Consider the following 12,496-nt stretch of genomic DNA (forward strand, 5'->3'; position numbering starts at 1 on the left):
CGGCCCGGGTTCCCGTGTCCCGCGTTCCGTGCTCCGCTTGCCGTTCTTCGATCGCCCATGAAAAAACCCGCCGGGCTTGCACCATCGGCGGGTTGGCAAGACTAGCGTCTTGCGGACCGGATACGCAGTATCCGGTCAGTGCGGCACGCCCTGCGTGCCTTGGCAATTCCCAGCGGTAGCCGTTGCCGGCACGCTTACGGACGGGTGCCCGTGGGGAAAGGCCATGCCGCAGCCGGGTTCAGCGCGGTCTTGGCAGCTGCAGCGGGTGCAACAGCAGGTGCAGCGGCAGGCTTGGCAGGCGCGGCCTTCTTGGCAGCAGCCTTCTTGGCCGGTGCCTTCTTGGCAGCAGGCGCCTTCTTGGCCGGAGCAGCCTTCTTGGCAGCAGCCGCCTTCTTGGCGGGCGCGGCCTTCTTGGCTGCCGGCGCAGCCTTCTTGGCCGGTGCGGCCTTCTTGGCGGCGACCTTCTTGGCCGGTGCGGCCTTCTTCGCTACGACCTTCTTGGCGGCAGCTTTCTTGGCCGGTGCGGCCTTCTTGGCTACAACCTTCTTGGCGGCGGCCTTCTTTGCCGGTGCAGCTGCTTTCTTGGCCGGCGCTGCCTTCTTCGCTACGACCTTCTTGGCGGCGACCTTCTTCACTGCAGCCTTCTTGGCCGGTGCAGCTTTCTTGGCCGGTGCTGCCTTCTTGGCGGCGACCTTCTTCACAGCGGCTTTCTTGGCCGGGGCGGCTGCCTTCTTGGCGGCCGGCTTGGCGGCGACCTTCTTAGCCGCCGGTTTCTTCTTTGCAGTCGTTGCCATGGATAACTCCTTCACTAGAGAGTGAATATCGAATGACCTAAGTTGGCGACCCGACCGACCCGAGGCGCGATACTGCGGTGCGACCCCAATCGAGCGAGCGATTCATCGGCGCACGGCGCGCGTTGTGGCCGCACGCTAATGAATTCGGTGGCAGGGGCACCGCGGCGCGCGGTGCGAATGTGGCCAAGCGGAGCCCACAGCCGGGCTTCTGACGCTTGCCGCGCCCTGGAATATTCGATCTGCCCGCGCCATCCGCCGGATCGGCGCGCGACATGAAAAGAGAGATATCGGCCGGCATTTCCGTGATGCGGGCCAGGCCACGCACACCACGTACGGCATTTTTTCGGGGGTAGTTCGCCCATCCCGTTACTGGGCCAAAGGAGACTGCACGCGTTTTAGAAAACCAGTACGGCTTGGTCTGCGTCAAAGTTCTAGTGCTCCTGAGCTACCTGTTTCATTGCATCGAAGTGGGTGGCGCTCATCGTTGCGCATCACGTCCAACCTCATCGTTGCATCTTGCTGTCTTGCCTGCCACGCAGCCATGCAATGAAGTGAGACTCTTGTCAAGGCGAATCATAATTCGTTTGTTGGGCGATGTTAAGAAAAAAGTGCAAAAAAACTTGCGCGCGAGCATGACAACTTCATCGTCTTCGTCGTTGCGCTGCGCTGACCTCGTCTTTGCTTGCGCGCGCCGCGCTCTCATCGCGTCTCTCGCACCCTCGCGACGCTGCTCGCGACCATGCTCGATGCAGCTTCGACACAGCATCGCGCGAGCGCGAAGACGTCGCTGGCGTGCTCCGGAATTCCGGCGTGCGCATCGCAGCCGGCGCGTCTTCCATGCCCTTCAGCAATGCCGATTTCCGCTCATTGTGTAAAGCCGGAAACCCGCATGCACAAAGGCTTTTGGGGAAGCAGAAAAATTCTGCGCGACAACCGTCGGCACGCGTTGCGCGAGCGCCGGGACGCGTGATGCCCGGATGCGATCGAGCGCTGCGAGGACATCGGCAACGCTACCGCGAAGACGCGCATCCGCAACGCGGCGCGCAGCGCGGACAGTGCGCGTCGCCTCAACCCGGCACGCACGCTCACGCACAGCGCGCGCAGTGATGCGCCGACGCAACGGTTTGAGAATCGTCACCGCGACACGCGCTCTCCAACGATGCTCGAACGATGTCGACCACCATCTCGCACTCGCATCGCGCAGGCGTCATCGACACGTGAGATGCCCTTCCGAATCTCGCTTCGCTGGTGGTCTCGCCGGTGGTCTCACGGCAGTGTCGGCATGCGTCCGACAGCGGATGACTTCGCGCGTCGACCAGGGCGGCAGATCGCGTGGCGAGGCATCGGCTCGCGCACCATCCGAATGGTCTACTGCCAAAGGAGCAGGTCGCCGGTGCACGCAAGGAACGAGAGCGTGGATGGCCGCACGCGCCGGCGCCCCTGAGGCAGCAAGCACGCCGTGGCGCCCCCACTTGAAACGCATCGCTAGAGGATTGCTTCGAGTGCCGGGCAGCGGACAATTTGCTGCATGACAGAATCCGCCTGCTTCCAGACGCCAGGCCGGTCTGCGGCAGTTGCCAGGGGGGCTTTGGTGCGTACGCAAAGGCGGGCTGGCGATTGCAGCGAGAGCGCATCGCCAGTAGATTGGCGTACGCGCGCCGCCGGGCTGGCCCTGTGCTGGCATCATGGCGCGCACCAACTCGAAGAGGAGATCACGATGCACTTTACTGCCCCCCGCTGCGTCGCACGCGCCGCCGCCATCGCGGCACGCACCGCCGTGCTCGCCGGCGCGCTGCTGGGTAGCGCCGCTGCGCTGGCCCAGGCCACCCCCGCCGGCTCATGGAAGACCATCGACGACGCCACCGGCAAGCCGCGCGGCCTGGTGGAAATCAGCGAACAGAACGGCGTCTACAGCGGCAAGCTGGTCAAGAGCTTCACCGAGAACGACGGCAAGGCCAAGGTGTGCGACAAGTGCACCGACGCGCGCCGCGACCAGCCCATCATGGGGATGACCATCATCACCGGCCTGCGCAAGACCGGCGACAACGAGTGGAGCGGCGGCGAGATCCTCGACCCCGAAAGCGGCAAGCTCTACAAGACCAAGATGTCGCTGGCGGATGATGGCAAGAAGCTCAACGTGCGCGGCTTCATCGGCATCAGCCTGCTGGGCCGCACCCAGACCTGGGAGCGCGAACGCTAGCCTGCCACGACCGGCAATGCCGGTGCCACCGACGGCACCGGCATCATCGCCAGCTTGCCTGCGCGCATCGCCGCCGCGCCACCTCCGCCACACCCTCCCCCGCCCGCCCCACCACCCATGCCGCCCGCGCTCCGTTGCGCGGCATGCGGCCCGTTGCCTGCCATGCGCTGCCCGCATGACGACATGCGCAGAATTCGTTTTCGGCCCGGCGGCGCTGCTCCTACCATCGGACTACCTGCCGTGCGCCGATTGATCCCCGACCGCACCGGGCGGCGCTGCCACGCCGACCCGGCATCGACGCGGTGCGCGCAACGGGCCCGCCAACCCAGGAGGATGTCATGCACGCAAGCGCCCACCCAGAAGCGCCATCGAAGCCACCAAGCGTCAGCGGCGCGCAACGCCGCCGCGCCATCGTCGCCACCGTGATCGGCAACGGTCTCGAGTGGTTCGACTTCACCGTCTACAGTTTCTTCGCCGTCATCATCGCGAAGCTTTTCTTTCCCACCGGCAATGACCTGTCTTCACTGCTGCTCGCGGTTGCCACGTTTGGCGTGGGATTCTTCATGCGGCCGGTCGGCGGCATCATCCTCGGGGTATACGCCGACCGCGTGGGCCGCAAAGCCGCGCTGTCGCTGACCATCCTGCTGATGGCGCTGGGCACCACCATGATCGGCCTGGCGCCCACCTATGATCAGATCGGTGTCTTCGCACCGCTGCTGATCGTGGTGGCACGGCTGCTGCAGGGCTTCTCCGCCGGCGGCGAGATGGGCGGCGCCACCGCCTTCCTGACCGAGTACGCCCCGGTGGAGCGCCGCGCCTACTACTCCAGCTGGATCCAGGCGAGCATCGGCGTGGCCGTGCTGCTGGGCGCTGCGGTCGGCACCTTCGTCACCTCCGCGCTGAGCACCGAGGCGCTCAATAGCTGGGGCTGGCGCCTGCCATTCCTGCTCGGCATCGTGATCGGGCCGGTTGGCTACTACATCCGCCATCACCTCGACGAGACGCCGACCTTCCGCGATGCCACCGACAAGTCGGACTCGCCGCTGACCGAAGTGCTGCGCGACTACCCGCGCCAGACCGCGGCCAGCTTCTCGATGGTGATCTTGTGGACGGTCTGCACCTATGTGCTGCTGTTCTATATGCCGACGTACTCGGTCAAAGTGCTCCATGTGCCGCAGTCGACTGGCTTCATCGCCGGCATGGTGGGCGGACTGGCGATCATGGTGTGTTCGCCGCTGGTCGGGCTGCTGGCCGATCGCATCGGGCGCCGCGTGCTGCTATCGGGTTCCGCGCTGCTGATCCTGGTGCTGGCTTACCCGATGTTCGCCTACATCAACCAGGCCCCGGGGCTGGCTTCGCTGGTGGTCTTCCAGCTGGTGTTCGGTATCTTGATCGCCACCTACACCGGCCCGATCCTGGCGGCGTTCTCCGAGCTCTTCCCGGCCAAGGTGCTGTCGACCGGATTGTCGGTGGCCTACAACCTGGCGGTCACCATCTTCGGCGGCTTCGCGTCGTTCATCATCACCTGGCTGATCGCCAGCACGGGCAGCACCATGGCGCCTGCGTTCTACGTGATGTTCGCCGCCGCCATCAGCCTGGCCGGCACGCGCCTGGTGCGCGAGCCCGCCTACCTGTGCCCGGCGCAGGCTACCCGAGCCGCTCAACCCGTCTAATGACTGTCCCGCGCATGAAACAGATCCTACTCAAGGGCGGCAACGTCCTCGACCCTGCCCATGGCAGCCTCCTGCAACGCCACGATGTGCTGATCGAAGGCGAGCGCATCGCCGACGTTTCGGCCGCGCCGATCCACGCGCCCGGCGCGCAGGTGATCGACCTCCGCGGCAAGACCGTGATGCCCGGGCTGATCGACTGTCACGTGCACGTGCTGGCGTCGCTGGCCAACCTCGGCCTGAATGCGGTGCAGCCTAATGTACTGGTGGCGTTGCGCGCCGTGCCAATCATGAAAGCCATGCTCGAGCGCGGCTTCACCACCGTACGCGATGCGGGCGGCGCCGACTGGGGCCTGTCGCAGGCCATCGAGACCGGCCTGGTACCGGGCCCGCGCATCTTCCCGTCCGGCAAGGCACTGTCGCAAACCGGCGGGCACGGCGACTTCCGCCCGCGCGCCGATGTGCTGGAGCCATGCTCGTGCGCCTTCCGTGCCGGCGCCATCGCACGTGTGGCCGATGGCGTGGATGCGGTGCGTCTGGCGGTGCGCGAAGAGATCCAGAAGGGCGCCACGCAGATCAAGATCATGGCATCCGGCGGCGTGGCGTCGCCCACCGACCCGATCGGCAACACGCAATACAGTGAAGACGAGATCCGCGCCATCGTGGCCGAGGCCGAGGCGGCCCAGACGTATGTGATGGCGCACGCCTATACCGGCCGCGCCATCGCGCGCGCGGTGCGCTGCGGCGTGCGCACCATCGAGCACGGCAACCTTGTCGACCGCGCAGCCGCGCGCGTGATGCGCGAGCATGGCGCGTTCGTGGTGCCTACCCTGGTCACCTACGAAGCGCTCGCGCGCGACGGCGCGCGCCTGGGCTTGCCGGCGGAATCGGTGGCCAAGATCGAATCCGTGCGCCAGGCCGGCCGCGACTCCCTCGCCATCTACGCGGAAGCCGGCGTGCCGATGGGCTTTGGCTCCGACCTGCTGGGCGAGATGCACCAGGACCAGTCGGATGAGTTCCGCATCCGCGCGGAGCTGCTCGGCAACCTGGAGGCGATCCGCAGCGCCACCTCGATCGCCGCCGCGATCCTGCAGCGCGAAGGCGAGCTCGGCACCGTGCGCGCCGGCGCGCTGGCCGACCTGATCGCGGTTGATGGCAACCCGCTGGCGGACATCAGTGTGCTGTGCGGCCAGGGCAAGCACCTGGCGTTGGTAATGCAGGCAGGACGGCTGCATCGGCAGCCCGCCTGAAAGCCAAGACGCCGAACGAAGCCAGCAGGACAGGCCAAAGCCGTCTGCCATTACGACGGCTGTCTCTCCCTCTCCCCTCACGGGGAGAGGGCCGGGGAGAGGGGTGGCTTAGCTAGGAGCCACTTGAAGCGGAGCCGGCTGTTTATTCCAGCATGGCGGCGTAACGAACGCCCGCCCTCTCCCCGCACTATCATGGCGGCTAAACCGTTCCACTCGCCACCATGCGTATCTCCCCCCTTCCGCCGCTGCCCTGCCTGGTCGCCTTCGAGTCGGCCATGCGGCATGGCAGCTTCACCCGCGCCGCCAGCGAACTGCACCTGACGCAGAGCGCCATCAGCCGCCAGGTGGCGCAGCTCGAACACTTCCTTGGCAAGAAACTCTTCATCCGCGAGCCGCGCGCACTGCGCCTGACCGTGAGCGGCCAGGCTTATGCCGAAGAGGTGCAGCGCCTGCTGTCGGCCTGCGCCGAAGCGACCGAGGATGTGATGAAGCGCAAGGGCCATGCCGAGCTGACGGTGGCCTGCTCCTGCGGCGTCGCGGTGCTCTGGCTCACGCCCAGGCTGGCAGCCTTTCGCACCGCGCACCCCGACATCCACCTGCGCCTGCTGGTCAACGACAGCCTGGCCTCGCTCTCGCCCGCCGAGTTCGACGTGGGCATGTATTACCTGCGCGAGGGGCCGCCCGCGGGACTGGCATCGCGCCGGCTTTACGACGAAGACGTGTTTCCCGTCTGCGCGCCGCACTACCTGGCCGGCCGCCGGCTGGAGCCTGCGGACCTCCCCGGCGAGACCTTGCTGATGCTCGAAGACGGACAGCGCCAATGGATGTCGTGGCAGACCTGGCTGGCGCACAACGGCCTTGCGGACGCACGGCCACCGCACAAGCTGGTGGCCAACCAGTATCCGATCCTGCTGCAGCTCGCCATCGAAGGCCAGGGCATCGCCCTGGGGTGGCGCCACATGATCGACCGCTGCCTGCAGGAAGGGCTGCTGGTGCGCGCCTGCGAGGCGAGCGCGAGCCTGGGCGGTGGCTACTACGCGGTGTGGCCGCAAGACCGCGCGGAGGCCGCGGCAGCACGGACGTTCCGCAACTGGCTGGCACAGCAGAGCGCGGAAAGCCAGTAACGGGGGCGCATGCGGATTCAGCGAATTGACAGGTTCGCTGGTTATGATCCGTCGCAGCAGCACCTGAGGACCTAGCACTTAGCACCTAGCACCCGTGCAGCCGTGCACCCAAAACAGCCAATGGAGACAACCATGCGTATTCCCGCCACCAGCCGCGCGCTGGCCCTCGCCGTTCCCGCCCTGTTCGCCGCCGCCGGCTTCGCCACGCCCGCGCAGGCCACCGATGCCTGGCCGACTCACGTGATCAAGTTCGTCGTGCCGTTTACCGCCGGTGGCGCCAATGACCTGGTGGCGCGCGCTGCCGCCGACGCGGTTGGCAAGCGCCTGGGCCAGACCGTGATGATCGAGAACCGCCCGGGCGCTGGCGGCGTGGTGGGTGCGGACTACGTGGCCAAGGCCAAGCCGGATGGCTACACCTTCCTGATCGGCGCCGTAGGCACGGTCACCAACAGCCTGATCCGCACCAAGATGCCCTACGCGGCCGACGACCTGGTGCCGGTCTCGCTGGTCGCGGTGAGCCCATCCGTGATCGTGGTTTCGCCGTCCCTGCCGGTGAACAACCTGAAGGAACTGGTCGAGTATTCCAAGAAGCAGGCTTCGGGCGCCAACTTCGCCACCGCCGGCAGCGGCAGCACGCCGCACTTTGTCGAAGAGATGCTCAAGGAGAAAGGCGCGGTGCTGACCGTGGTGCCTTACAAGAGCGGCTCGGAGAGCATTACCGCAGTGATCGGCAACCAGGTCACGGCTACCTCCGAGGCCAGCGTGGTGGTGCTGCCCAACATCAAGGCCGGCAAGCTCAAGGCGCTGGGCGCGACCTGGGACAAGCGCATGAGCGCGGCGCCGAACATCGCAACCACCGCCGAGCAAGGCATGCCGGACGTGCGTATTGGCCACTGGGCCGGCGTGTTCGCGCCCAAGGGCACCGACCCCGCCATCCTCAAGAAGATGAACGCCGAAATGAGCGCCGCCATGCAAACGCAGGAAACGCGCGACCGGCTGATTCCCAACGGCATCGAACCCGCCGGCGGCACGCAGGAGAGCTTCATTGCCTTCATCAAGTCGGAGCGCGAGCGCCTTGGCCGTCTCGCAAAAAACGCCAACATGACGGCGGAATAAGAAATATTTTCAGCCGCCCCGACGACAAGGGCGGTGAATGTCTGTATCGGGCTCGTTACGTACGGGCCCGTTTCATTTGATAGATGTGCTCGATACAAATCTTTAAACAGCCAACGCACGTAGCATGATCCACAAATGCCAATTAATGTTGCTACATTAGAACATTAGAAGTGCAATCACATTGTCTGTGATAAAAAGACAACGCGAATTGCAACGCAAATCATTCGCATTTATATTCCGGCTCGCCCAACCATGATTGCCTTCCGCCGTTGGCCGAACCGATCCAGGCGCGCACCTTCTTGCCGCTGCCGGCCGGCTCGTGCCCGCGGCCGCACCGGAACCGAGAAACGACATGAATCGCCGCACGCCGATCGCGACTGCCCTGCTCGCGCTGTTCGCCACGCCCGTTGCCACCCTGGCCCAGACGGCCGCCACGGCCCCCGCGACACAGCCCACGACGACGCTGCATGAGGTGGTGGTGCAAGGCAGCAGCGCCAATGACGACTACAGCGCGGTGAAGAGTTCAATCAGCAAGCTGCCCGCGGAACTGCGCGACATTCCGCAATCGGTCACGGTGGTCAACAAAGCGCTGATCGACGCGCAGGGCGGCACCTCGCTGGCCGATGCGCTGCGCAATGTCCCGGGCATCACCATCGGCGGCGCGGAGGGTGGCCAGATCGGCAACAACATCAACCTCAACGGTTTCTCCGCGCGCACCGACATCTACCTGGATGGCTTCCGAGACCGCGGCCAGTACTATCGCGACGTCTTCGCGCTGGATTCGGTGGAAGTGCTGATGGGTCCCTCGTCGATGCTGTTCGGGCGTGGATCAACCGGGGGCGTGATCAACCAGGTCACCAAGAAACCGTCGCTGAAGGCTGCCACCGAAGTCACCGGCTCGGTCACCACCAACGGCCTGGTGCGCGCCACCGCGGACTACAACACGCCCACGGGCGAGACCTCGGCCTTTCGCATCGCGGCGATGGCCCAGGACGGCTCGGCTAGCACGCGCGACCAGACCAAGGTGAAGGACTTCGGCCTGGCGCCGTCGTGGCGCCTGGGCATTGGCACCCCCACCGAGATCACGCTGTCGGCGCTGCTGCAGCATAACGAGGACCAGCCCGACTACGGCCTGCCGGCCATCAACGGGCACCCGGTCAACGTCGACCGAAAGACGGCCTATGGCTTCAACGACGACCGCACCATCCAGGACGTGGCCTCGCTGGGCGCCACCGTGGATCACAAGTTCTCGCCCAACCTGCGCCTGCGCAACCAGACCCAGTTCAACTACGTCAACACCAACGCGCGCGAAACCGCGCCGAACGCCGTCGGCACGGTCAGCGGCGGCATCTTCACCCCGCTGACCACCACTACACTCCCGCTTGGTTCGCTGTTTGTGCGCCAGCAAAGCCATGACCGCCACATCCGCGACTACTCGATCTTCAACCAGACCGAGCTGACCGCCAAGTTCGACACCGGCCCGGTCAAGCACACCGTGCTGGTGGGCGCGGAAATCGGCCACGATGGCTATGACAACCAGAACTACTATCGCAATGGCACCTGCAACGGACAGCCTCTGGTTAGAGGCTCCACAGCCGTCACCACGGGCTACGTAGCCTGCGAACCGGTGATCAATCCTACATATAGCAACTCGCCAACCACTGCACCAAGCGCAGATGGTAATCGGCAGGGCGCGTCAGCCAATACGCTGGCGACGTATGTCAATGACTCGGTGGAGTTCAGCAAGCAATGGAAGCTAGTGGCAGGGCTACGCTATGACCGCTATATCGCCAGCATCTCCAACTCGATCAACTCTACAAATACCGCAAACAACACCGCTCTCGCAAACGCCGATCAGACCGTCAACTTCACCAGCGTGCGCGTGGGCGGCATCTGGCAGCCGACCGAGGCGCAGTCCTACTACCTGTCGTACGGCACGTCGTTCAACCCGTCGCTGGAGCAACTGGTGGGCACCGTGGGCCAGCAGAACCTGGACCCGGAAAAGAACAAGTCCTATGAAGTGGGCGGCAAGTGGGATCTGCTGGGCGGCGACCTGTCGCTGAATTCGGCGCTGTTCCAGATCACCAAGGACAACGCCCGCAGCCAGATCGACGCCACCACGTACTCGCTGGCCGGCAAGATCCGCGTGCGCGGCTTCCGCGCCGGCGCCACCGGCCGCATCACCAGCAAGTGGCAGGTCTTCGCGGGATACACCTATCTGGACGGCGAGATCGTCAACGGCATCGCCGCCGGCACCCAAGGCATGGTCCCCACCAATACGCCCAAGCACACCGCGACGGCGTGGACCAGCTACCGCGTGCTGCAGGACTGGGAAGTGGGCGGCGGCGCCTTCTATATGTCGCAGCGCTACGCCAACAACACCAACACCGTGCAGGTGGGTGGCTACGTGCGCTGGGACGGCATGATTGCCTACCATCAGCCGAAGTACGACGTGCGCCTGAACCTGTTCAACGTGTTCGACAAGAAGTACTACGATGCGCTGATCCAGTCGGACGGCGGACGCTCGGTGCCCGGCACCGGCCGCACCGCGATGCTGTCCTTCATCTACCGTATGTAAGCTGAGGTAAAGTGGCGCGATGCCATGTCACGCCACGCGGCAGGGCCGGAAACCTCCCGCCGCGCGCTGCCGCCGAACCCTGTCGAGATCGTCATGCTTGTCTGCATTCCCAAGGTCCTCAACGCGGAGCAGCTTGCCGTGCTGCGCCAGCATCTCGACCAGGCCGGCACGGCCTGGGTGGATGGCCGCGTATCGGCCGGCTACTCCGGCGCGCCGGTCAAGTTCAACCAGCAGATCGACGAGCGCGCCGAAGTGGCGCAGCAGTGCCAGCACCTGATCCTTGGCATGCTCGAGCGCAATCCGCTGTTCATCAGCGCGGCGCTGCCCAATATCGTCTACCCGCCGATGTTCAACCGCTACAGCGAGGGCATGACCTTCGGCGCCCATGTGGACGGCGGCGTGCGCATTCATCCGCACAATGGCCGCAAGCTGCGCACCGATATCTCGGCCACGCTGTTCCTCAGCGACCCCGCCAGCTATGACGGCGGCGAGCTGCAGGTGGAAGACACCTACGGCACCCACAGCGTCAAGCTGGAAGCCGGCGACATGGTGATCTATCCCGCCACCAGCCTGCACCAGGTCACGCCGATCACGCGCGGCACGCGCGTGGCGAGCTTTTTCTGGATCCAGAGCTTGGTGCGCGACGACGCGCAGCGCGCGCTGCTGTTCGACCTCGACAACGCGATCCAGAAACTCAACCAGACCGGCGCCGACGATGGTGCGCGGCGCTCGCTGGTGGGTTGCTACCACAACCTGCTGCGGCAGTGGACCGAGACCTGAAAAGGGACGAGTCAATCCACTGCGCGGCTATGCAAACTGCTCCGCCAGCGCCGCCCTGACCTTCCCGACCAGCTCTGCCTCCCCGGCCCGTGCCGGCAGCAGGAAAAACTCCGCCGTGGGCAAGGCCGGCAGCTTGAGCCTGGCCAGCGTAGCCGCATCGATCCGCGCCACGCCCGGCCCGATCGCCGACTCGTTCAGGCACGAGACACCAAGCCCGGCAGCCAGCGCCAGATGCAGGCCAGCAACGCCCGAGGCGGAATGGGCAATCGCGTGGTCCAGGCGCCGTCGCCGCAGCGTCTGCACCACGAACTGATGCAGCGAGCAGGTATCGGGCAGCAGCACCAGCGGCAGCGGGCCGCGCACGCGCTCCGCCTCGCCTTGCGCCGCGACCCAGGCCAGCGCCTCGCGGCGCAGCACGGTGCCGCGCGCGCCCTTGGCGCCAGCCTGCTGGCCTCCCCCCTTGCCCGGCAACCGCATCGACAAGCCGATATCGAAATCATCGGTGTGCATTCCCGCATCGATGACGCTGCTTTTCGTCACCTGTACATGCAGCCGCAGGTAGGGATAGCGCTCGCGCAGCCCGCGCAGCATGCCGGCGATCTCGCCTGGCCGGAAGTAGTCCGTCACCGCGAGCCGCAACTCGCCATCCAGCGTGTGGCCGCGCAGGTCTTGCAGCGCCAGCTCGGACAGCGCGAGGATGCGCCGCGCATGCTCGAGCAAACGCGTGCCGGCGGGTGTCGGCGCCGCGCCCTGCTTGCCGCGCGTGAGCAGCGGCACGCCGGCGCGCTCCTCCAGCTTACGCAGTTGCTCGCTGACCGAGGACTGCGACAGGAACAGCCGAGGCGCCGCGGCGGACAGGCTGCCGGCGTCCGCCACGGTCACGAACGTGCGTAGCTGGTCGAGTTCAAGTGCGCGCATGGCGGGCCCCCAATCTTATTTCGGTATTGACGATGGATAGTATCGTAAATTCCCGTTTTTCCGATG

9 protein-coding genes are annotated in these 12,496 nt (G+C 65.7%); 7 read left to right on the forward strand and 2 right to left on the reverse strand.

Annotated features, from left to right (window positions below):
- Positions 1-194: 194 nt before the first annotated feature.
- Complete coding sequence (locus AC1RQC_RS08680; protein ID WP_183032596.1) at positions 195-794, reverse strand: histone H1-like DNA-binding protein; 600 nt, start codon at positions 792-794, stop codon at positions 195-197.
- A gap of 1,717 nt (positions 795-2,511) precedes the next feature.
- Between AC1RQC_RS08680 and AC1RQC_RS08685 the strand changes: the two genes are divergently transcribed.
- The 7 genes from AC1RQC_RS08685 to AC1RQC_RS08715 all read left to right on the forward strand — a co-directional run bounded on the left by AC1RQC_RS08685 (position 2,512) and on the right by AC1RQC_RS08715 (position 11,512).
- Positions 2,512-2,994: a DUF2147 domain-containing protein gene (locus AC1RQC_RS08685; RefSeq protein WP_492376610.1), complete on the forward strand. Its 483-nt coding sequence runs from the start codon at positions 2,512-2,514 to the stop codon at positions 2,992-2,994.
- A gap of 338 nt (positions 2,995-3,332) precedes the next feature.
- A complete protein-coding gene (locus AC1RQC_RS08690) occupies positions 3,333-4,667 on the forward strand; it encodes an MFS transporter (protein WP_492374653.1) in 1,335 nt (444 codons plus the stop codon).
- Between the two features lie 14 nt (positions 4,668-4,681).
- Positions 4,682-5,914 (forward strand): metal-dependent hydrolase family protein, encoded by a 1,233-nt coding sequence (locus tag AC1RQC_RS08695; protein WP_492882963.1) that lies wholly within the window; start codon positions 4,682-4,684, stop codon positions 5,912-5,914.
- A gap of 221 nt (positions 5,915-6,135) precedes the next feature.
- Positions 6,136-7,038, forward strand: coding sequence for a LysR substrate-binding domain-containing protein (locus tag AC1RQC_RS08700; protein ID WP_492808020.1), 903 nt, complete (start codon positions 6,136-6,138; stop codon positions 7,036-7,038).
- Positions 7,039-7,170: 132 nt separating this feature from the next.
- Positions 7,171-8,154 carry a Bug family tripartite tricarboxylate transporter substrate binding protein gene (locus AC1RQC_RS08705; protein WP_492374656.1) on the forward strand — a complete coding sequence of 328 codons (984 nt, stop codon included), beginning with the start codon at positions 7,171-7,173 and terminating at the stop codon, positions 8,152-8,154.
- A gap of 352 nt (positions 8,155-8,506) precedes the next feature.
- Complete coding sequence (locus AC1RQC_RS08710) at positions 8,507-10,732, forward strand: TonB-dependent receptor (RefSeq protein ID WP_492882965.1); 2,226 nt, start codon at positions 8,507-8,509, stop codon at positions 10,730-10,732.
- 93 nt (positions 10,733-10,825) lie between these two features.
- The gene (locus tag AC1RQC_RS08715) at positions 10,826-11,512 is read left to right on the forward strand and encodes a Fe2+-dependent dioxygenase (protein WP_150986891.1); all 687 of its coding nucleotides are present in this window, start codon (positions 10,826-10,828) and stop codon (positions 11,510-11,512) included.
- A 27-nt stretch (positions 11,513-11,539) separates the two neighbouring features.
- Here AC1RQC_RS08715 and AC1RQC_RS08720 read toward each other — a convergent pair whose 3' ends face one another.
- On the reverse strand, positions 11,540-12,430 hold the full coding sequence (locus AC1RQC_RS08720; RefSeq protein WP_492829116.1) for a LysR family transcriptional regulator: 891 nt from the start codon (positions 12,428-12,430) through the stop codon (positions 11,540-11,542).
- Between the last annotated feature and the right edge of the window lie 66 nt (positions 12,431-12,496).

The organism is Cupriavidus sp. GW822-FHT03E04, assembly GCF_058801495.1.